Annotated in this window: 22 protein-coding genes, 3 tRNA genes and 1 riboswitch; of the genes, 22 read left to right on the top strand and 3 right to left on the bottom strand. The window is 69.5% G+C overall.

What is annotated here, in order from left to right; translation table 11 throughout:
* Positions 1-27: 27 nt before the first annotated feature.
* Positions 28-98: transfer RNA gene (locus ACQCSZ_RS10980), tRNA-Cys, on the bottom strand.
* Positions 99-144: 46 nt separating this feature from the next.
* Positions 145-217, bottom strand: a tRNA-Gly gene (locus tag ACQCSZ_RS10975).
* 517 nt (positions 218-734) lie between these two features.
* On the opposite strand from ACQCSZ_RS10975, the gene ACQCSZ_RS10970 reads away from it, so the two are divergent.
* From ACQCSZ_RS10970 to hisF, 14 genes are all read left to right on the top strand, one after another.
* Positions 735-806: transfer RNA gene (locus ACQCSZ_RS10970), tRNA-Val, on the top strand.
* 100 nt (positions 807-906) lie between these two features.
* Complete coding sequence (locus tag ACQCSZ_RS10965; protein WP_427008013.1) at positions 907-1752, top strand: cytochrome; 846 nt, start codon at positions 907-909, stop codon at positions 1750-1752.
* Between the two features lie 118 nt (positions 1753-1870).
* The gene (def, locus tag ACQCSZ_RS10960; protein ID WP_427008012.1) at positions 1871-2458 is read left to right on the top strand and encodes a peptide deformylase; all 588 of its coding nucleotides are present in this window, start codon (positions 1871-1873) and stop codon (positions 2456-2458) included.
* Positions 2455-3375 (top strand): methionyl-tRNA formyltransferase, encoded by a 921-nt coding sequence (gene fmt, locus ACQCSZ_RS10955; RefSeq protein WP_427008011.1) that lies wholly within the window; start codon positions 2455-2457, stop codon positions 3373-3375. The genes def and fmt overlap by 4 nt, the downstream gene beginning before the upstream one ends.
* Positions 3372-5012, top strand: a complete 1641-nt coding sequence (locus ACQCSZ_RS10950) for an RsmB/NOP family class I SAM-dependent RNA methyltransferase (RefSeq protein WP_427008010.1) — start codon at positions 3372-3374, stop codon at positions 5010-5012. The genes fmt and ACQCSZ_RS10950 overlap by 4 nt, the downstream gene beginning before the upstream one ends.
* Before the next feature lie 92 nt (positions 5013-5104).
* On the top strand, positions 5105-5797 hold the full coding sequence (gene rpe / locus ACQCSZ_RS10945; protein ID WP_427008009.1) for a ribulose-phosphate 3-epimerase: 693 nt from the start codon (positions 5105-5107) through the stop codon (positions 5795-5797).
* Between the two features lie 117 nt (positions 5798-5914).
* Positions 5915-6066: riboswitch (FMN riboswitch) on the top strand.
* A 153-nt stretch (positions 6067-6219) separates the two neighbouring features.
* Positions 6220-7287 (top strand): bifunctional diaminohydroxyphosphoribosylaminopyrimidine deaminase/5-amino-6-(5-phosphoribosylamino)uracil reductase RibD, encoded by a 1068-nt coding sequence (gene ribD, locus ACQCSZ_RS10940; protein ID WP_427008313.1) that lies wholly within the window; start codon positions 6220-6222, stop codon positions 7285-7287.
* Complete coding sequence (locus ACQCSZ_RS10935) at positions 7287-7940, top strand: riboflavin synthase (RefSeq protein ID WP_427008008.1); 654 nt, start codon at positions 7287-7289, stop codon at positions 7938-7940. Before ribD ends, ACQCSZ_RS10935 begins: the two co-directional genes overlap by 1 nt.
* An 80-nt stretch (positions 7941-8020) precedes the next feature.
* Positions 8021-8686: a 3,4-dihydroxy-2-butanone-4-phosphate synthase gene (gene ribB, locus ACQCSZ_RS10930; RefSeq protein ID WP_427008312.1), complete on the top strand. Its 666-nt coding sequence runs from the start codon at positions 8021-8023 to the stop codon at positions 8684-8686.
* A gap of 24 nt (positions 8687-8710) precedes the next feature.
* On the top strand, positions 8711-9406 hold the full coding sequence (gene ribA / locus ACQCSZ_RS10925; protein WP_427008007.1) for a GTP cyclohydrolase II: 696 nt from the start codon (positions 8711-8713) through the stop codon (positions 9404-9406).
* Positions 9407-9483: 77 nt separating this feature from the next.
* On the top strand, positions 9484-9969 hold the full coding sequence (ribH, locus tag ACQCSZ_RS10920) for a 6,7-dimethyl-8-ribityllumazine synthase (RefSeq protein ID WP_427008006.1): 486 nt from the start codon (positions 9484-9486) through the stop codon (positions 9967-9969).
* 125 nt (positions 9970-10094) lie between these two features.
* Entirely contained in the window at positions 10095-10358 is a 264-nt protein-coding gene (locus ACQCSZ_RS10915; RefSeq protein WP_211878609.1) for a phosphoribosyl-ATP diphosphatase, read from the top strand.
* A gap of 106 nt (positions 10359-10464) precedes the next feature.
* Positions 10465-11325: an ATP phosphoribosyltransferase gene (gene hisG, locus ACQCSZ_RS10910; protein WP_427008005.1), complete on the top strand. Its 861-nt coding sequence runs from the start codon at positions 10465-10467 to the stop codon at positions 11323-11325.
* Positions 11326-11374: 49 nt separating this feature from the next.
* Entirely contained in the window at positions 11375-12151 is a 777-nt protein-coding gene (gene hisF, locus ACQCSZ_RS10905; protein WP_427008004.1) for an imidazole glycerol phosphate synthase subunit HisF, read from the top strand.
* Between the two features lie 86 nt (positions 12152-12237).
* Here hisF and ACQCSZ_RS10900 read toward each other — a convergent pair whose 3' ends face one another.
* Complete coding sequence (locus tag ACQCSZ_RS10900) at positions 12238-12882, bottom strand: TIGR03085 family metal-binding protein (protein ID WP_427008311.1); 645 nt, start codon at positions 12880-12882, stop codon at positions 12238-12240.
* 158 nt (positions 12883-13040) lie between these two features.
* On the opposite strand from ACQCSZ_RS10900, the gene hisI reads away from it, so the two are divergent.
* From hisI to lgt, 8 genes are all read left to right on the top strand, one after another.
* Positions 13041-13448, top strand: a complete 408-nt coding sequence (gene hisI, locus ACQCSZ_RS10895; RefSeq protein ID WP_427008003.1) for a phosphoribosyl-AMP cyclohydrolase — start codon at positions 13041-13043, stop codon at positions 13446-13448.
* Between the two features lie 131 nt (positions 13449-13579).
* On the top strand, positions 13580-15169 hold the full coding sequence (locus tag ACQCSZ_RS10890) for an anthranilate synthase component I (protein WP_427008002.1): 1590 nt from the start codon (positions 13580-13582) through the stop codon (positions 15167-15169).
* The gene (locus tag ACQCSZ_RS10885; protein WP_427008001.1) at positions 15169-15873 is read left to right on the top strand and encodes a Trp biosynthesis-associated membrane protein; all 705 of its coding nucleotides are present in this window, start codon (positions 15169-15171) and stop codon (positions 15871-15873) included. Before ACQCSZ_RS10890 ends, ACQCSZ_RS10885 begins: the two co-directional genes overlap by 1 nt.
* Before the next feature lie 91 nt (positions 15874-15964).
* On the top strand, positions 15965-16249 hold the full coding sequence (locus tag ACQCSZ_RS10880; protein ID WP_427008000.1) for an HGxxPAAW family protein: 285 nt from the start codon (positions 15965-15967) through the stop codon (positions 16247-16249).
* Between the two features lie 2 nt (positions 16250-16251).
* A complete protein-coding gene (trpC, locus tag ACQCSZ_RS10875) occupies positions 16252-17070 on the top strand; it encodes an indole-3-glycerol phosphate synthase TrpC (protein WP_427007999.1) in 819 nt (272 codons plus the stop codon).
* A gap of 136 nt (positions 17071-17206) precedes the next feature.
* Entirely contained in the window at positions 17207-18589 is a 1383-nt protein-coding gene (trpB, locus tag ACQCSZ_RS10870; protein ID WP_427007998.1) for a tryptophan synthase subunit beta, read from the top strand.
* Positions 18589-19395 carry a tryptophan synthase subunit alpha gene (trpA, locus tag ACQCSZ_RS10865; protein ID WP_427007997.1) on the top strand — a complete coding sequence of 269 codons (807 nt, stop codon included), beginning with the start codon at positions 18589-18591 and terminating at the stop codon, positions 19393-19395. Before trpB ends, trpA begins: the two co-directional genes overlap by 1 nt.
* 3 nt (positions 19396-19398) lie before the next feature.
* Complete coding sequence (lgt, locus tag ACQCSZ_RS10860) at positions 19399-20655, top strand: prolipoprotein diacylglyceryl transferase (protein WP_427007996.1); 1257 nt, start codon at positions 19399-19401, stop codon at positions 20653-20655.
* Positions 20656-20673 lie beyond the last annotated feature (18 nt).

The following is a 20673-nucleotide window of genomic DNA, read 5'->3' as shown; positions in this document are numbered from 1 at the left end:
CGGAACCGGAAACCAGGGTTTTCACCGAGGTGGGTACGGGATTCGAACCCGTGTATACGGCTTTGCAGGCCGCTGCCTCGCCTCTCGGCCAACCCACCGTGTAGACAGGATTCCGAAGAACCGTTGCCGTGACAGTCTCCTGCGAGCGGACGACGAGATTCGAACTCGCGACATCCACCTTGGCAAGGTGGTGCTCTACCAGCTGAGCTACGTCCGCAGATGAAGTGCGATTCCCTGCCGCGTGCGGCATTTCCTCGCGTTCCAACGAGTAAGAACTCTATAGGAGGTTCGGGCAATCCACAAATCGGCCCGCCCCGGCCCCCGGTGAAGGGCCCCCTTTCCCCGGTTTCTAGGGGAATTTCCTAATTACAGCAGTGTAATTCGAGGGCCTGTTGCGGCTAGTTGCAGTCCGGGTGCGGTGCGGCGCATCAGCGCAGCCCGGCGGGCATGTCCAGTGCCCACGAGCTGCCCACGAGCAGGCCCGGGGGACATGTCCAGTCCTGGGCCCCGGCACTGGACACTTTGGGAATATGTCCGGTGGCCGCGGGCAAGGTGGGGCAGGTGCTCTGCTGGGCCGGTGCCGAAGGATGCAGGGCGGACCCAGCCGGCGCCCGGCAGGCGCCGCGCCGGTGCCGTCGCCTGCGGTATCGCCGCGCCATCGTCGCCAGCATCGCCGGTGCGTGACGGCCCGATTTCTAAAATCCGCCAGGGTGGGCTAGCATTCAATGGCATTGGGGCGATTGGCGCAGTGGTAGCGCGCTTCGTTCACACCGAAGAGGTCACTGGTTCGAACCCAGTATCGCCCACCCAGGAAATGGTCCGTTCCGCTCAACGAGCGGGGCGGACTTTTTTTGATTTGCCGGTACTGCGCCCCTCACTGTCTGACCCCTGTGAAAGAGTCTTTCCATGACCGCCCCACTTCTTGCCCACGCCACCGACCACGGCCGGATGTACGCACGCTCCACGTCCGAGCAGTACACCGTCCCCTCCATCACCACGGTGATCGGGCAGCAGCCCCACGGCCTGGACGGCTGGTTCGGGTACATGGGGGCGAACAGCCTTGCCCAGGACCCCACGCTGCCTGGCATCCTGGGCAGCCCGGCCAAGGTGCGCCAGGCCGTCAGCCGGGCCGCCAAGGCCGCGGAAACATACCGGGACAGCGCCGCCCAGCGGGGGGACCGCGTCCACAACTACTGCGAGCAGGTGGCCCTGCGTGCCCTCGGCCGGCCGCACCTGATGAAGGAAACCCGCGAGGCCCTGGCAGCCAACGGCGAGGAAGCCTTCGCCGCCCGCTTCGACGAGTGGTGGGAGCTGTTCCAGGTGGAACCCATCGCCCCCGAGATCACGGTCTGGAACAAGACGGTCGGCTACGCGGGCACCCTGGACCTCGTCGCGAAGATCAACGGCCGGACCTGCCTGATCGACTACAAGACCAAGGGCACCAGCCGCGACGGCACCGTCAAGCCCCTCGATGACAAGGTGGTCATGCAGCTCGTGGCCGGCATGAAGGCCGAGGAAAGCCTCGTGGACCCGGTGGCGGGGGAATGGGAGGCCTGGCAGCACGGCGAATCCCCGATCCTGCTGGCCGTCGCGGTGGGCGAGACGGAGGTCCGTCCGCTGCGGGCCAACCCCGACGTCCTCAGGCACCACTGGTGGAAGTTCTGCGCGCTCCGCCGCGTGTGGGAAATGTCCGCGAACACCGCCGCCGCCGGGACCGCGCTGCTCCCGCTGGCGCCGCCCGCCGGCCGGTGATCCCCGCCAGCCGGTGATCCCGGGCGGCCGCTGATCCCGGACCGCTGAACCCGAACCGGGCAGCTGCAACTAAACTGGACTGGATCCCGTAGCCGCCCACCGTGAGGACAGATTGCACATGGCCATTTTGAATATCCGCATCATCGGGGATCCTGTGCTCCGCACGGTGGCCGATCCCGTGACGGAGTTCGGGCCTGAACTGGCAAAGCTCGTAGCGGACATGACCGAAACGATGGAGGACGTCGAGGGCGCCGGCCTGGCCGCACCCCAGATCGGCGTCAGCAAACGCGTCTTCACGTACCGGATCGGCGGCGTGGAGGGTCACATCATCAACCCGGTGCTGGAAAACAGCCCGGACTTCCAGCCGGACCAGGCCGAAGGCTGCCTGTCCATCCCCGGCCTCGGCTTCCCCGTCCGGCGGCACCGCCACACCCGTGTCACCGGCGTGGACCTGCACGGCAACCCCGTCACGGTCGAGGGCGAGGGCATGCTGGCCCGCTGCTTCCAGCACGAAACCGACCATCTGGACGGCATCCTGTTCACCGACCGGCTCGAGGGCGAGGACCGCAAGGCCGCCCTGCGCTCCATCCGGAACACAAACTATGACGCCATCACGGAGCAGACGACGGCGAAGCGCGCCAGGACGGTCGGCTCCAGTTTCGGCGGCGGCAGCTTCGGAGCGGGTCCTTTCGGATCCGGCGCATGAGGGTCCTCTTCGCGGGGACCCCGGCCGTTGCGGTTCCGTCCCTGGACGCGCTCGTCGCCGCGGGGTTCGACGTCGTCGCCGTCCTCACCCGCCCGGACGCGCCGCTGGGGCGGAAGCGGGTCCTGACGCCGTCGCCCGTTGCCGCCCGCGCCGCCGAGCTGGGCATTGACGTCATCCGTGCGGCCAAGGTCGACGCCGGCACCACCGCCAGGATCGCCGCGGCCGCCCCTGACGTCGCCGCGATCGTCGCCTACGGCGGCCTCGTGCCGCGGGCAGCCCTGGAGATTCCCCGCCACGGCTGGATTAATCTGCACTTCTCGCTGCTGCCGGCCTGGCGCGGCGCCGCACCTGTGCAGCGGGCCGTCATCGCCGGCGACGACGTCACCGGGGCCGTCACCTTCCGCCTGGAGGAGGGTCTGGACACCGGCCCGGTCTTCGGAACGCTGACCGAGGCAGTGCACCCGGATGACACCGCAGGCGCGCTCCTGGAACGGCTGTCCCGCAGCGGTTCCGTGCTGCTGACCCAGACCCTGTCCGCCGTCGACGCCGGCAAGGCCGCAGCAGTATCGCAGCAGGGCCAGGTCAGCCTCGCCCCCAAGCTCGGCCTCGAGGACGGCCGGCTCGACTGGCGGCAGCCCGCCCTCGCGATCGGACGGCGGGCACGCGGCGTCACCCCCGAGCCCGGCGCGTGGACCACCCTGGCCGGGCAACGGATCAAACTCGAACCGGTCCTGCTCCGTCCAGGTGCCCCGGCGCTCCCGCCGGGGCACCTGGCTCCGGACGGAAAGGCCGTCCTGGTGGGAACGGGCTCGCACCCGGTTGAACTCACCCGGATCCAGCCTTCGGGCAAGAAAATGATGACCGCCGCTGATTGGGCGCGCGGACAGGCAACACTGGAAAGCGTGGTATTCGAATGAGCGAATCCGGGACTGGCGGCAGCGGCCGGGGCAACGGCCCCCAGCGCGGCGGGGCGGGCGCCGGCTCCGGCGCCCAGTCCGGCGGCGGCCAGTCCGGCGGCGCCCAGTCCGGCGGTGGCCGGGACAGCAGCCGGCGGAACGCGCAGGGCCGCGAACGCAACCGCGGCCCGCAGCGCGGCTTCACCGAGAACGCGCCCTCGCAGCGCACCCGGCGGGCCGACCCGGCCCGGCTCGTGGCCTTCGAGGTGCTGCGCGCCGTCGCTTCAGAGGACGCCTACGCCAACCTGGTCCTGCCGGCCCGGATCCGGCACCACGGGCTGGACAAGCGCGACGCCGGATTCGCCACGGAGCTCAGTTACGGCGCCCTCCGCGGCCAGGGCACCTACGACGCGATCCTTGGCCGCTGCGTGGACCGGCCCCTGGACCAGCTGGATCCGGCCGTCCTGGACGCGCTCCGGATCGGCGTCCACCAGCTCGTGGCCATGCGGGTCCCCGCGCATGCCGCGCTGGACCAGACCGTGGGCCTCGCCCGCGCCGTGATCGGCGCCGGACCCTCGGCCCTCATCAACGCCGTGCTCCGCAAGGTCTCCGCCCATACCCTCGAGGAGTGGCTGGAGCTGCTGGTGCGCGAGGAGACGGACGAAACCAGGATCGCCTCAATCCGCTACGCCCACCCGGAGTGGATCGTCCGTGCGCTCCGGCAGTCCCTCGTGGCCCATGGCCGCCCGGTCACCGAAATCAACGATCTCCTCGAGGCCGACAACGCCGCCCCGGTGGTCAACCTCGTGGCCCTGCCCGGGCTCGGAAGCCTGGACGAGGCCCTCGACGGCGGCGCCACCCCCGGCGAACTGGTGGAAGGATCCGCGCTCTCCAGCGGCGGGGACCTGGGACGGCTCGCCTCCGTGCGGGACGGCAGCACCCGGGTCCAGGACGTCGGCTCGCAACTCGTGGCCCGGGCCCTGGCCGCCGTCGACCTCGGAAACAGCGGCAACGACGCCGGAAGCCAAGCCGACAACCACGACGCCGGCAGCCCAGCGGGCGAACGCTGGCTGGACCTGTGTGCCGGACCGGGCGGCAAAGCCGCGCTGCTCGGTGCCCTCGCCCGGCAGCAGGGCGCGACACTCCTGGCCAACGAACCCGCGCCGCACCGCGCGAAGCTCGTCCGGCAGGCACTCGCCGCGGTGCCCCACGAGGTCTGGCACGTGCGGACCGGTGACGGCCGCGACGTCGGAACAGAGATGGCGGAAAGCTTTGACCGCATCCTCGTCGATGCCCCCTGCACCGGACTGGGTGCCCTGCGCCGCCGGCCGGAATCCCGCTGGCGCCGCACCCCCAAGGACCTGGCAGACTTGGGGCCGCTGCAGCGCGAACTGCTCAAGTCCGCCCTGGCAGCGGTGAAGCCGGGCGGTGTGGTCGCCTACGTGACGTGTTCGCCGCACCCGGCCGAGACCACCGCCGTCGTGAGCGATGTGCTGCGCAAGCGCGAGGACCTTGAGCTGCTCGACGCCGGGGAAGTCCTGGACCGGGTGAGCCTCACCGGCCACCTCGAGGCCGGGCACGAGCTCACCGCGCAGCTCTGGCCGCATGTGCACCGCACGGACGCCATGTTCCTGGCGCTCATCCGCAAAAAAGCCTGAGTTTCGGGGCCTGCCGGGTCACCGGACCCCAGGCCCCAGCCGCCGGAAACCAGACACCAGCCGACCACCCCAGCAGAATGTAAAGGAATTTCATGGCCCAGTGCTGCATCAATCCGAGTATTCTTTCGGCCGACTTCGCCAACCTCGAAGCCGAACTGCACAGAATCAGCACCGCCGATGCCGTGCATGTCGACGTCATGGACAACCACTTCGTGCCCAACCTCACGCTCGGGCTTCCCATCGTCCGGCGCCTGCAGGAGATCAGCCCGGTGCCGCTGGACGCGCACCTCATGATCGAGGACGCGGACCGCTGGGCCCCCGCCTACGCCGACGCCGGCGTGGCCTCCGTGACCTTCCACGCCGAGGCGTCGATCGCGCCGGTCAAGCTGGCACGCGAACTGCGGGCCCGCGGAGCCAAGGCGGGCCTGGCGCTCCGGCCGGGAACCGCCGTGGAGCCGTTCCTGGACATGCTCGGCGAACTGGACATGCTGCTGATCATGACGGTGGAGCCTGGCTTCGGCGGGCAGCAGTTCCTGGACCTCACGCTGCCCAAAATCCGCCGGGCCCGCGCGGCGATCGACGGCTCCGGCCTCGCCGTGGCGCTGCAGGTCGACGGCGGCATCACCGAGGAGACCATCCTGCGGGCCGCCGAGGCCGGGGCGGACGTCTTCGTGGCCGGGTCCGCTGTCTACGGTGCGCAGGATCCCGCGGACGCCATCGGGCGGCTCCGGGCCGCGGGCAGCCGCCGGGCGGCACACCAGCTGAGTAGCACACCAGCTGAGTAGCACACCAGCCGGGCAGCACACCAGCTGAAACTGCGCTCCGACTGTGACGTCCGGCGTAATGTCCGCGGGCGGGAATAGCCGGAGCCGGCCCACAGTTGTGTCAGAATAGCAACACACATACGTGCTCCGGGGTCGGTGAAAGTCCGAACCGGCGGTCATAGTCCGCGACCCGCGAGCCGGTGCTTTCCCTCGGGAAGGATGCCGGCAGACGGTTGAACCGGTGGAATTCCGGTACCGACAGTTAAAGTCTGGATGAGAGAAGCACGTACAGCTGTTACTGCGGCGCCCTACCGGCGCCGCATGATTTTGCTGTCGTAGACCCCCGGAGCCATCGCGGCTTTTGAGGGAAGGAACGACACATCGTGGCATCAGGCCAAGCCTCCGCCCCGGTCTCCGGGTTCACCGCCGCCGAAATTTCGGCGATGGACGTGGCACTGGCGGCCGCCGCCCAGGGCCCGCGGGGCGCGAACCCGCTGGTGGGCGCCGTCGTCCTCGCGCCCGACGGGACGCACCTCGTGACCGGCCACCACCGGGGGGCGGGCACCGCCCATGCGGAAGCCGACGCCATCGAACAGGCGGCCGCCGCCGGGCTTGATCTCCGCGGCACTACCATGGTGGTCAGCCTGGAGCCCTGCAACCATTGCGGACGCACCGGCCCCTGCGCCCAGGCGATCATCGACGCCGGGATCGCCGAGGTCGTCTACGCCGTCGATGACCCGCATGATCCGGCGGCCGGCGGCGCGGCAACGCTGCGCAGCGCGGGCGTCCGCGTCCGTTCCGGACTCCGCGGGGCGGGGGCGCTGGAGCTGAACCGGCGCTGGTTCGACGCCGTCGCCGCCAGGCGGCCCTTCGTCACCCTGCACATTGCGCAGACCCTGGACAGCCGCATCGCGGCCAGCGACGGTACGAGCCAGTGGATCTCCAGCCCGGAATCCCTCGCCGACAACCACGCCCTGCGCGGCCGCATCGACGCCATCCTGGTCGGAACCCAGACCCTCCTCGTGGACAACCCGCGGCTCACCGCGCGGAACGCCGACGGCGAACCGGCCGGCAAGCAGCCGCTGCGCGCCGTGATGGGATACCGCGGCATCCCTGCGGGCGCGGCCATCAACGGCGACGACGGCAACGTCCTCCACCTGCCCACCCGGGACCCCCGCGAGGCGCTGGACCAACTGTTCGACGCCGGTGTCCGGCACCTCATGGTGGAAGGCGGCTCCCGGATCCTGAGCGCCTTCCTCGCCGCAGGCTTCGTGGACGAACTGATCGTCTACCTGGCGCCGACGCTCCTGGGCGCCGGCACCCCGGCCCTCGAGGACCTCGGCATCACCACGCTGGCGGACGCCCAGCTCTGGGACTGGGATCCGTCGTCCGGCGGAGCGGTCCAGGTCCTCGGCCGCGACCTGCGGCTGCACCTGAGCCCCGCCACCACAATTTCATCCGATTCCACCCCGCACCGCACCGGTGTGGCGACTGCCGCAGGAGGCAACTGATGTTCACCGGAATTATTGCCGAGCAGGGAAAGGTGCTGTCCGTTGAACGCAACGGCGACATCAGCGCCACCGTCCGGCTCCACGCCCCCGGAACCACCGAAGGGCTCGCCCTCGGCGGGTCGATCGCCGTCAACGGCGTCTGCCTCACGGCCACGCAGATCGACGGCAAGGACTTCAGCGTCGACGTCATGGGCGAGACGCTGGACCGCAGCACCGTCGGTGAGCTCGCCGCGGGGGACGCCGTCAACCTGGAGCGCTGCGTTCCGGCCGGCGGCCGGCTGGACGGCCACGTCGTCCAGGGCCACGTCGACGGCGTCGGCCAACTGCTCGAGCGCGAACCGCTCGGCAACTGGGACCGGCTCCGTTTCGGCGTCCCGGCCGGGCTGGCCCGGTACATCGCCGAAAAGGGATCCATCGCCGTCGACGGCGTCTCCCTGACGGTGACCGCCGTGAGCCCGGCTGCGGAGCCGGAACCGTGGTTCGAAGTCGGACTCATCCCGACCACCCTCGCCGACACCGGCCTGGGCGCGAAACCGCTGGGCGGCCGGGTCAACCTCGAAGTCGACGTGCTCGCCAAGTACACTGAGCGCCTCCTCGCCTTTTCACAGCGGACGGCCGGGGCGGCAGCACACCGGGAGGGGGCGGCACTGTGAACCACGTCAAAGACATCCAGCGGCACGCCCACGGCAGCGCCCCCGGCAGCGCCGCCGACGACGCTGTCGACGGCGCTGCCGTGGCCGCCGCGCCGGACAACGCCCGGGGGGGCCTTGACCCGATTGAGGACGCGGTCCGCGCGATGGCGGCCGGCCGGCCGGTCCTGGTGGTCGACAACGAGGACCGTGAAAACGAAGGCGACATCATTTTCGCGGCCCAGCACGCCACCCCGGCCCTGATGGGCTGGACGGTGCGGTACAGCTCCGGCGTCATCTGCGTGCCGCTCGACGCCGGACGGGCGGATGCGCTGGCGCTGCCCCCGATGGTCGAAATCAACGAGGATGCCAAGGGCACCGCCTACACCGTGTCCTGCGACGCGGCCCTGGGCGTCAGCACCGGAATCTCCGCCACGGACCGGGCCCTCACGGCCCGCGTCCTGGCCGATCCCGGCAGCCAGCCGGCAGCCCTGACCCGTCCCGGGCATATTTTTCCCCTCCGCGCCGTTAAGGGGGGAGTGCGGGAACGCCCCGGCCACACCGAGGCCGCCGTGGACCTGTGCCGGCTCGCCGGCCTGGAGCCCGTGGGAGTGATCGCAGAACTGGTGCATGACAACGGAGAAATGATGCGGCTGGACGGACTTCGCGGCTTCGCCAAGGAGCATGGCTGCCCCCTGATCTCGATTGCGGATCTGGTGGCCTACCTTGATGCGGCCCCGCAGGGCGGCCGCGCTGCCGGTCCCGCCTGAACCACGGTTGATGGAGGAGAAACGATGACGACCACTGAAACACGGGACGGGATGGCCCTCGGACGGAAGCCGCATCCGGTCAGCGGGGGCCCGATCGTCCAGCTGCCCACGGCCTTCGGCCACTTCGTGGCGCAGGCCTGGACCGACCTGGCCACGGGGGCCGAACACCTCGCGGTCAGCTCGCCGCTGCCGCCGGTCGATGGCCAGGCGCCCCTGGTCCGGCTGCATTCCGAGTGCCTCACCGGCGACGTGTTCGGCTCCTACCGCTGCGACTGCGGGGAGCAGCTGGCCTACGCCCTGGAAATGATCAACGAGTTCGGCGGCACCCTGCTCTACCTGCGCGGCCAGGAAGGCCGGGGCATCGGCCTGGCGAACAAGATGAAGGCCTACGCCCTCCAGGAGGCAGGGTTCGACACCGTGGAGGCCAACGAGCAGCTCGGTTTGCCGGTCGACGCGCGCTGCTACAAGGCCGCGGCCCAGATCCTCGCGGAACTGGGGCTTCACGAGATCCGGCTCCTGAGCAACAACCCGGACAAGCAGGACCGGCTCGCCCAGGCAGGCGTCAAGGTGGTGGAGATGGTTCCCACCGAGGTCCCCTCGCGGGAACAGAACCTCCGCTACCTGCAGACCAAGAAGGAGCGGATGGACCACCTGCTCGTCCTCGACGGCGAGCCGGCGGCGTCCGCGGGCCAGGGCGGCTTCGAGCACGAACAAGGCTGATCCCGCCCGCAGCACATTCCACCCGGCAGCACAGACCAAGACTTTTACCCACGACTTAGCAGAACAAGGATTTTCAGATGAGCGGACACGGCGCACCCCAGATTGACCTCAGCACCTTCCAGCCGGAGGACACGTCCCGGCTGAAACTGGCCATCGTGGCCGCGAGCTGGCACACCGGGATCATGGACGGGCTGCTGGACGGCGCGCTGCGCGCGGCAAAGGATGCCGGCATTCCCGAACCGACGGTGCTGCGCGTTCCCGGCACCTTCGAGCTTCCCGTCGCTGCAGCCCGGCTGGCACCGCACTTCGACGCCGTCGTGGCGCTCGGCGTCGTGATCCGGGGCGGGACCCCCCACTTCGAGTACGTCTGCGAGGCGGCCACCCTGGGCCTGACCGAGGTCAGCGTCCGCACGGGCGTCCCGGTCGGCTTCGGTGTGCTCACCTGTGACACCGAACAGCAGGGCATCGACCGCGCCGGCCTGCCCGGCTCCAGCGAGGACAAGGGCCACGAGGCCGTCACCGCCGCCCTGGCCACCGCGGTGACGCTCCAGCAGTACCGCTGAGCGGCGACAGCTGAGCCAGTAAACCGGAGCCAGCAAAACAGCGCAGTGTGTCTTCGCTCACATCCCGCCCGTCATGCAGGGGCCCGGCAGGCGCGCTCCTGCCCCGAACAAGTAGGCTGGAGGGCGTGAAGAATTTCGAGTCGCTGTTCGCAGAACTGAGTGAAAAGGCAGCCGCACGCCCTGACGGCTCCCGCACCGTCGCCGAACTGGATTCCGGGGTCCACGGCATCGGCAAGAAGGTCGTGGAGGAAGCAGCCGAAGTCTGGATGGCTGCCGAGTATGAATCCGATGAGGCCGCCGCGGAGGAAATTTCGCAGCTGCTCTATCACCTGCAGGTTCTGATGCTCGCCAAAGGACTCAGCCTGGAAGACGTCTACAAGCATCTCTAGCCGCGTCCGCACCGGAACCCGCGTGGATTTTTCCGCCGGGACCGGTGCAGTTGCGTGGCCCGCTTGACTGTACTTAAGACTTCCTAATCCGAGAGAGACCTTTGCCATGCTGAGAGTTGCCGTCCCGAACAAGGGATCCCTGTCCGAAGCCGCTTCCTCCATCCTCGCCGAAGCCGGGTACCGCCAGCGCCGCGACACCCGCGAACTGGTCATGGTGGACCCGGAGAACGACATCGAGTTCTTCTTCCTCCGCCCGCGGGACATCGCCGTCTACGTCGGCCGGGGAACTCTCGACGTCGGCATCACCGGCCGGGACCTGCTCCTGGACGCGGAAGTCGAGGCCGAGGAACTGCTGCCCCTGGGCTTCGCGGCCTCCACCTTCCGTTTCGCCGGACCCGTGGGCGACTTCACCTCGATCGATCAGCTCGAAGGCAAGCGGCTCGCCACCAGCTACGACGGGCTGCTCCGCGGCTACCTGGCCGGGCGCGGCATCCGCGCCAAGGTCGTCCGGCTCGACGGCGCCGTCGAATCCTCCGTGCGCCTCGGCGTGGCGGACGCGATCGCCGACGTCGTCGAAACCGGCACCACGCTCAAGGCCGCCGGCATGGAGATCTTCGGGGAGCCGATCCTGAAGTCCGAGGCCGTGCTGATCCGCCGCACCGGCCAGGGCGGCGCCGCGAACGGCACCATGAAGGAGATCGAGGTGCTGATCCGCCGCCTCCAGGGTGTCCTCGTGGCGCGGCAGTACGTGCTCATGGACTACGACATCCGCAAGGAACTCGTCGAAGAGGCCGCAGCCCTGACGCCGGGCCTGGAATCGCCCACCATCTCGCCGCTGCGCGATTCGGACTGGGTCGCCGTCCGCTCCATGGTCCCCAAGAAGGACACCAACCGGATCATGGACGCGCTGTACGACATGGGCGCCCGCGCCATCCTGGTCAGCAGCATCCACGCCTGCCGGATCTGAACCCGGCGCCGGCGAGCGAATATCCCATGAACGAATATCAGGAGAAGTCATGACAGTGGCCGTGCGCGTCATCCCGTGCCTGGACGTCGACGCCGGCCGCGTGGTCAAGGGCATCAACTTCGAAGGACTGCGCGACGCCGGAGACCCGGTGGAGCTGGCACACCGCTACGACAACGGCGGCGCGGATGAGCTGACCTTCCTCGACGTCACGGCGTCCTCGGGCAACCGCGAGACCACCTTCGACGTCGTCCGGCGCACCGCCGAGGAAGTCTTCATCCCGCTGACCGTCGGCGGCGGCGTGCGCGGCGTGGCCGAGGTGGACAAGCTGCTGCGCTACGGCGCGGACAAGGCCGCCATCAACACCGCCGCCGTCGCCCGTCCCGGCGTGATTGACGAAATCACCCGGCATTTCGGCTCCCAGGTCCTCGTGCTGTCCCTGGATGCCCGGCGCACCCGCCCCGGCTCGGAGCCCACGGCCTCCGGCTTCGAGGTGACCACCCACGGCGGACGCCGGGGCACCGGCATCGACGCGATCGCCTGGGCGCGTGAGGCGGCCGACCGCGGCGTCGGGGAAATCCTGCTCAACTCGATCGATGCGGACGGCACCAAGGACGGCTTCGACCTGGAACTGATCCGGCTGGCGCGGGCAGCGGTCAAGGTGCCGCTCATCGCTTCCGGCGGTGCCGGCAGGCCCGAGCATTTCCCGCCCGCCGTGGCCGCCGGCGCGGACGCGGTCCTGGCCGCGTCCGTCTTCCACTTCGGTCCGCTGGACATGATCGCCCAGGTCAAGGCCGCGATCCGCGACGCAGGCTTCGAGGTCCGCTAACAGCAACGCGGGGTCACTTACAGCCCAGCCGGCAGCGGATCATGGGCGGTAAGTGACCCCGCGTTGCTTTGTTAAGGGAGCGGGGGTCACAGTCCGACTTCGGCGGACTGCAGGAGCGCGACGGCGTCCGGCTGGCCCTCGAACGTCACCAGGGCATGGCGGGTCCGGCCGTGGGCGTGCATGAGCAGCTCGCCGGGCTCCCCGACGATGGCCACCGAGACGGGGGCGCGGCGGGCGACGTGCCGCGGCCCGGAAGGACGGACCAGCACGATCCCCAGGTCCACACCGCGGTAGAGGATGGCCGCACGCTTGATCAGCTCGTCCCACAGGGCGTCGGAGTACTCCTCGTCCAGGGCCCGGGGCGCCCACCGGTCCACGGCGCGGCGGACATCCTCGGTGTGGACGAAGTACTCGATCAGGTTGGAGCTTTCGTCCAGGGCCTTGATCTTCAGCGGGGACAGCGCCGGGGGACCTGCCCGGAAGGCGCCGACCAGCCGGGCGTAGTCCTCCGGGGTCTTCAGCGTGGCGGCGAGCTTGGCCGTGGCCTTGTCCGATGCCTTGGACAGCCGCTTGATCAGCAGCCCCAGTCCGACGGCGGCTTTCCGCTCGCGGAGGTACAGGTGGGCGGCAAGATCCCGGGTGCGCCAGCCGCTGCAGAGCGTGGGGGAATCAGGGCCGGCTGCAAGCAGGGTCTCGGCCAGGACTTCACGGGACGGATCGACGAAATGCATCACTTGTGAAACTAGCACGAGACGGCGTTGCATGCGCACAGGAACCGCCACCGTTTCTGCCGCCCGGCGGCAATCCGGCCGCAGGTTACGCGCACAGGTTAAGCGCGGGGCCGCCGGGGCTGATCCCCGCGGTGCCGGGAGGCACTAGACTTAAGCTGATGTCTGAGCAGCCTGCCCCCGCCACCGTGTCCACCCCGCCGACGCCGGCCAGCCCCCTGCCGTCCGGGCTGGCGGACGCCCTGAAGCGTGACGGCGCCGGCCTGGTGGCCGCGATCGTGCAGCAGTTCGACACCGGGGACGTGCTGATGCTGGGCTGGATGGACGACGAGGCCCTGCACCGCACCATGACCACCGGCCGCGTGACCTTCTACTCGCGTTCCCGGCAGGAATACTGGCGCAAGGGGGACACCTCCGGGCATGTGCAGTGGGTCAAGTCCCTCGCGATGGACTGCGACGGCGATGCGCTGCTGGTCCGCGTCGACCAGGTCGGCGCCGCCTGCCACACCGGAACCCGGACCTGCTTCGACGGCCGCGGGCTCGACGTCGTCGTCGGCGGGGCCGGCTAGGCGCAGCGGCCGGGCGCACCAGCCGGCTCGACGCAGCGGCCGGCGCAGTCCCACAGCATTCTTCGAACCTTTACGAACGGACCCGCCAGCACACTGGCGGGCGCAGACAAGAACAGGCGGAAACCACAGCCATGCAGGACCTAGGAATCATCAGCCCGGGCCTGGAAGAGTTCCGTGAACTCGCCGGCCACAGCCGCGTCATCCCCGTCCGGCTGAAGGTGCTCGCTGACGCCGAAACCCCGATCGGGCTGTACCGCAAGCTGGCGCAGGGCCAGCCGGGCACCTTCCTGATGGAATCCGCGGCCGTCGGCGGATCCTGGTCCCGCTACTCCTTCATCGGCGCACGGTCCCGCGCCACACTGACCACCAAGGACGGCGAGGCGTTCTGGCTCGGCGAACCGCCGGTGGGCGTGCCGCTGGGCGGCAGCCCGGTGGACGCCGTCCGCGACACCGTCGAGGCCCTCCGCACCGACCGTTTCGACGGCCTGCCGCCCTTCACCTCCGGCCTGGTCGGCTTCCTCGGCTGGGAAAGCGTCCGGCACTGGGAGAAGCTCACCGCCCCGCCGGAAGACGATCTGGACCTGCCGGAGCTGGCGCTGAACCTCGTCACGGACATGGCCGTGCATGACAACATGGACGGCACCGTGCTGCTGATCGCCAACGCCATCAACTTCGACAACAGCTCCGAACGCGTCGACGAAGCCTGGCACGACGCCGTCGCCCGGGTGAAGGCGCTGCTGGCCAAGGTCAGCAGCCCCGTGGAGCAGCCCGTCTCGGTGCTGGACCCCACCGTCCTGGATTTCGCCTCGAGCGTGCAGGAACGCTGGGGCGAGGCGGACTACCTGGCCGCCCTGGACCGCGGCAAGGAAGCGATCGTTGAGGGCGAGGTCTTCCAGGTGGTGATTTCGCGCCGCTTCGAGATGGAATGCGGCGCGGACCCGCTGGACGTCTACCGGGTGCTCCGGAACATGAACCCCAGCCCCTACATGTACATCTTCAGCCTCGAGGACGCCGCGGGCCGGCAGTACTCGATTGTCGGCTCCTCCCCGGAAGCGCTCGTGACCGTGACGGGCGAGGAGGTCATCACCCATCCGATCGCCGGGTCGCGGCCCCGCGGCAAGACGGTCGAGGCGGACAAGGCCCTGGCCGAGGAACTGCTGGCTGACGAGAAGGAACGCGCCGAGCACCTGATGCTGGTGGATCTTTCCCGCAACGACCTGTCCAAGGTCTGCGTGGCCGGCACCGTGGACGTCACGCAGTTCATGGAGGTGGAGCGTTTCAGCCACATCATGCACCTGGTCTCCACCGTGGTCGGCAGGCTCGCCCCGCAGGCCAAGGCCTACGACGTCCTGAAGGCCACCTTCCCGGCCGGCACCCTTTCGGGAGCCCCGAAGCCGCGGGCGCTGCGCCTCCTGGACGAACTCGAACCCCACCGCCGCGGCATCTACGGCGGCGTGGTGGGCTACCTCGACTTCGCCGGCGACATGGACATGGCGATCGCCATCCGTTCGGCGCTGCTGCGCGAAGGCCGCGCCTACGTGCAGGCCGGCGGCGGGATCGTGGCCGACTCGGTCAACCCCACCGAAGCCCAGGAAACCGTGAACAAGGCCGCCGCCCCGCTCCGCGCCGTCCACACCGCCGGCTCCCTGCGCAACGTCAGCGCGGAGTCCATCCCCGGGGGCGGCAAGCCGGCCGGCAAGCCGGCCGGGACGCAGAACTGATGGCCGCCCCGGACACCAGCCCGGGCGCTGTCCCCGGAAACACCGGAAACACCGGAAACACGGTGAAGACCACCCCGCACGCCTCCGCTCCCCGCTGGGCCCGGAGGTCCACCCTGGTCCTGGTCATCGCGGCCCTGGCGATGGCCGTGTTCGGCACGACCACGCAGACCTGGCTCACCGTGCACCTCGATCCGGCCCAGCTGGGACAGGCCGTCAGCAGCCAGGACGGCCTGCCGGTCCAGGGCAGCAAGGCCGCCACCACCGTGACCGCCCTCGCCCTCGTCGCCCTGGCCGGCGGCCTGGCAGCGTCGATCGCCGGCCGGGTGGCGCGCTGGATCATCACGGCGATCATCCTCCTCGCGGCTGCCGGCATCGTCAGCGCGGCAGCGATCGTGCTGGCAGACCCGCTGGCCGCGGCGCAGGGATCCATCGCCTCGGCCACCGGGATCAGCGGAAGCAGCGTCCAGGTGGACGTCACCGCGTTCCCCGCCGCCGCCGTCGTGACCGGTTGCCTGCTGGGCCTGGGCGCCCTGCTGATCGTCCCCGCGGGACGGTTCTGGAAGAACCGCACCAGATATGACGCCCCGGCAGCAGGAGCGGCCACCGGCAGCGGGACGCGCGGCGCCCGGGCATTGCCGGCTGACGGGCCGCCCGATGAGATTGACAGCTGGGACCGGTTGTCGCGCGGGGACGACCCCACCTGAGCCGATGCGGCGGGCGCGATCAGCAACGCGGCCAACAACACGGTCAAAAAATGGCAGAATGTAAGCAGTATTCATCCTGAGGAGATTTTCCATGAGTAAAGCCACTGTTTCCGCATCGCAGTCCGCCCGGGCAGACATCCAGGACGGCATCGATCACAGCGAACCGACCGGTCACGGCAACAGCCCGGCAGCGTGGACCTGCGTGATCATCATGCTGATTGGCGCCCTCATCGCGTCCATCGCCTTCGTCATCGCCAACACCCCCATCTTCATCGCCGGTGCAGTGGTCATGCTGGCCGGCCTGCTCGCCGGCTGGATCATGCGCAAGGCCGGCTACGGCGTCGGCGGCAGCAAGCTGAAGAACGCCGGCCACTAAGGGTGAGCGTTCTCGATGACATCAATGCCGGTGTCAGGGAGGATATGGAGGCGCGCCAGCGCCTCGTCACCCTGGCGGAGCTGAAGGAACGCGCCGCTGCCGCCGCACCCGCGCGCGACGCCTGGGCGGCCCTCGGCGGCTCCTCGGCCCCGCGGGAGCAGCTGAAGGTGATCGCCGAGATCAAGCGCAGCAGCCCCTCCAAGGGCCCGCTCGCGAGCATCGTGGATCCCGCGTCCCTCGCCGTGCAGTACGCCGACGGCGGAGCGTCCGTGATCAGCGTCCTGACCGAACAGCGCCGCTTCAACGGGTCGCTGGCCGACCTCGACGCCGTCCGGGCAGCCGTGGACATCCCTCTGCTGCGCAAGGACTTCATGGTGGACGAGTACCAGATCTGGGAGGCCCGGGCCCACGGGGCCGACCTGATCCTGCTGATCGTCGCCTCCCTCTCCGACGCGCAGCTGCGCGATTTCACCGCCCTGAGCCGCGAACTGGGCATGAATGTGCTGGTCGAGACGCACACGGCGGAGGAAATCGAACGCGCTGTCGCCGCGGACGCGCGGATCATCGGCGTGAACGTGCGCAACCTCAAGACGCTCGACGTCGACCGCTCCCTCTTCGCGGAGCTCGCTGGCGGTATCCCGGCCGGTGCGCTCGTCGTTGCCGAATCCGGCGTGCGCGACGTCGAGGACGTCCGCCACTATGCCGCCCACGGCGCCAACGCGGTCCTGGTGGGCGAGGCGCTGGTCAGCGATTCGACGCCGCGCGAACGGATCGCGGAATTCACGGCGGCCGGAGCAGCGGCGATCGCCGCACGCGCCTGAGCCGAACCTCCGGCGCCGGCCCGGTCCGGGCGGACGCCCGGGCCCCCGTGCGCCACGGCCCGTGGCACCCCAGATACTTTTGCGGAGCTGATTCGCAGATCCTTATAGCTAGCAGTGGAACAGGATGGTGAGACTGATGGTCGATGCGCCAGCAGCCGGCTCAGACGAAAACGCCGTGGACGCGTTTCTCGAAGGTGGACAGCAGTCCTTGCGGCATGCCCCCGGCCCGTACTTCGGCGGCTACGGCGGACGCTGGATGCCGGAATCGCTCATCGCCGCCCTCGACGAAGTCCAGGACACTTTCGAGAAGGCCAAGGCCGACCCGGAGTTCCTCGCGCAGCTGGCGGACCTGAACAAGAACTACTCGGGCCGTCCGTCCCTGCTCACCGAAGCCAAGAACTTCTCCAAGCACGCCGGCGGGGCCAGGATCTTCCTCAAACGCGAAGACCTCAACCACACCGGTTCGCACAAGATCAACAACGTCCTGGGGCAGGCCCTGCTGGCCAAGCGCATGGGCAAGACCCGCGTCATCGCCGAAACGGGGGCAGGGCAGCACGGCGTGGCCAGCGCCACCGCCGCCGCCCTGATGGGCCTGGAATGCGTCGTCTACATGGGCGCCGAGGACTGCCGCCGGCAGGCCCTCAACGTTGCCCGCATGCAGCTCCTGGGCGCCACCGTGGTACCCGTGACCAACGGTTCCCAGACCCTCAAGGACGCCATCAACGACGCCCTGCGTGACTGGGTCTCCAACGTCGAGAACACCCACTACCTGCTGGGCACCGCGGCCGGGGCCCACCCGTTCCCGGCCATGGTCCGCTTCTTCCACGAAGTGATCGGCGAGGAAGCCCGCGCCCAGATCCTTGAGCAGACCGGCAAACTGCCCGACGCCGTCTGCGCCTGCATTGGCGGCGGCTCCAACGCCATCGGCATCTTCCACGGCTTCCTGGACGACGCTGCCGTGAAGATCTATGGTTTCGAGGCAGGCGGCGACGGCGTCGACACCGGCCGCCATGCCGCAGCCATCACGCTGGGCCGCCCGGGTGTGCTGCACGGTGCCCGCTCCTACCTCATGCAGGACGAAGACGGCCAGACCGTCGAATCGCACTCGATTTCCGCCGGGCTGGACTACCCCAGCGTCGGTCCGGAGCACTCCTACCTTGCCGACATCGGACGTGTCACCTACGAGCCCATCACAGACACCGAGGCCATGGACGCCTTCAAGCTGCTGTGCCGGACGGAGGGGATCATTCCCGCCATTGAGTCCGCGCACGCCCTGGCCGGCGCCATCAAGGTGGGTCAGCGCCTCACCGAGGGCAAGGCCACGCCGTCGGACACCATCGTGATCGTGAACCTCTCCGGCCGCGGCGACAAGGACGTCGAGACGGCGGCAGCCTGGTTCGACATGCTGGACGAGGACGGCAACGTCAAGGGCACTACCCTCTCTACCCGCAAGCCCAAGGGTCCGGCAGAGCGCGCGGCCGAAGCAGGCGCAGATGACGTCAAAGAGGACAAGAACTGATGACTGAACAGACCACGAGCAAGTCCGCCGCAGCCATCGACCGCGCCAAGGCCCAGGGCCGCGCCGCGCTGATCGGCTACCTGCCGGCCGGATATCCCAGCGTCCAGGAAAGCATCGACGCCGGCATCGCCATGGCGCGCAATGGCGCCGACCTCATCGAAATAGGCATCCCCTACTCGGACCCCGTCATGGACGGCCCCGTTATCCAGGCGGCCACCACAGAGGCCATCGCCAACGGTTTCCGCGTGGCCAGTGTCTTCGACGTGGTCGCGGGGATCACGGCCGCCACCGACGTCGCCGTGCTGGTCATGACCTACTGGAACCCCGTGGACCGGATGGGCGTGGACGAGTTTTCCCGCAGGCTGGCCGAGGCCGGGGGAGCCGGGCTCATCACCCCTGACCTGATCCCGGACGAAGCATCGGAGTGGTTCGCTGCCTCGGACAAGTACGGACTGGACCGGGTCTTCCTCGTGGCACCGTCCTCCACCCCGGAGCGCCTGGCCATGACGGTCAAGGCGAGCCGCGGCTTTGTGTACGCCGTGTCCATCATGGGTGTCACGGGTACCCGCCAGGATGTCAGCAGCAGCGCCGAGAGGCTCGTTGCTGACACCCATGCCGCCGGCGCCGAACGTGTCTGCGTCGGACTCGGGGTGTCGAACTCCGGGCACGTCCGCGAGATCGCCGCCTACGCCGACGGTGTGATCGTTGGCACGGCGCTGGTTGCCGCCATCCGCGACGGCGGGGTCCCCGCCGTCGCAGAGCTGACCATGGACCTGAGCTCCGGCCTGGGCAAGGAAGTAGCGTAAGCAATGCACTCAGTCCTCCACGCGGCGGCGATGATTCCCGCGAGCATTCCGAGCCCGGGCTGGTCCGGATTCGACATCCCGCTGCCGTGGGGGTCGCTGCGCATCCACGCCTACGCGCTGTGCATCCTGGCCGGCATCATCGCCGGTCTCTGGCTCACGTCCGTCCGCTGGGCGCGGCGCGGGGCACCGGAGGGCAGCGTCTGGGACATCGCCATCTGGGCGATCCCGTTCGGGATCATCGGCGGCCGGCTCTACCACGTGGTGTCCTCGCCGGACGCGTATTTCGGTCCCGGCTTCGACGGCACGGGCGACCTGTCACTGATCCCGCAGATCCAGCGCGGCGGCCTGGGCATCTGGGGCGCTGTGGTCCTCGGCGTCGTCGGCGCCTGGATCGGCTGCCGGCGCGCCGGCGTCAAGCTGAGCGCCTTCGTGGACGCCGCGGCCCCGGGCCTGCTGCTGGCGCAGGCGCTCGGCCGCTGGGGGAACTACTTCAACCAGGAGCTCTTCGGCGGGCCCACCACGCTTCCGTGGGGTCTGCAGATCGACGCCACCAACCCGAACTTCCCGGCCGGCATGCCCGCGGACACGCTCTTCCACCCGACGTTCCTCTACGAGTCCCTCTGGAACCTGGCCGGTGTGCTCATCCTCCTGGCGCTGGACCGCAAGTTCCGCTTCCGCGGCGGCCGGCTGTTCTGGCTCTACGCCGTCTACTACACGCTGGGGCGGGTCTGGATCGAGGCCATGCGGATCGACGACGCCGAACAGATCACCCTCTTCGGCATCACCACCAGGCTCAACGTCTGGACCAGCATCTTCGTCCTCGTCGTGGCCCTGGTGCTCTTCGTCGCCCTCGGGCGGCGCAAACCCACCGGACCGGACAGCCCCTACCTGCCCGGGCGCGAACCCGCAGCCGTTGCTGGCGGTGACGGCGACGGCGGCGACAGCGACGGCGGCACCGCGGCGGAGGCCGACGCCGGGAAGACCGCTGCCGACGGGAAGATCGACGCCGGCGGGACGGACACCGACAGGACGGACGCCGGCGGGACGGCCGACGCCGGGGACCAGGCCGCGGTCCCGACAGGGGCGGGTACCCTCCGCGATCCGGACCGGGCTGTCCCGGATGGTGAATCCCGTGATAGCCTCCCTGATAACCCAAGCGGTTCAGGCTACGCCTCTGCCCCGGCGGAAGCGCCCAAGGACTCGGCCGGCGGCGGTAAGCCCGCCACCGGAACCGCGCCGGAAGCTGACCGCATCAAGTAAAACAGCACCAAGTAAGGC

The sequence above is a fragment of the Pseudarthrobacter sp. H2 genome, assembly GCF_050157045.1.
Taxonomy (GTDB): domain Bacteria; phylum Actinomycetota; class Actinomycetes; order Actinomycetales; family Micrococcaceae; genus Arthrobacter.
This window is presented reverse-complemented; position numbering and strand designations above follow the sequence as displayed.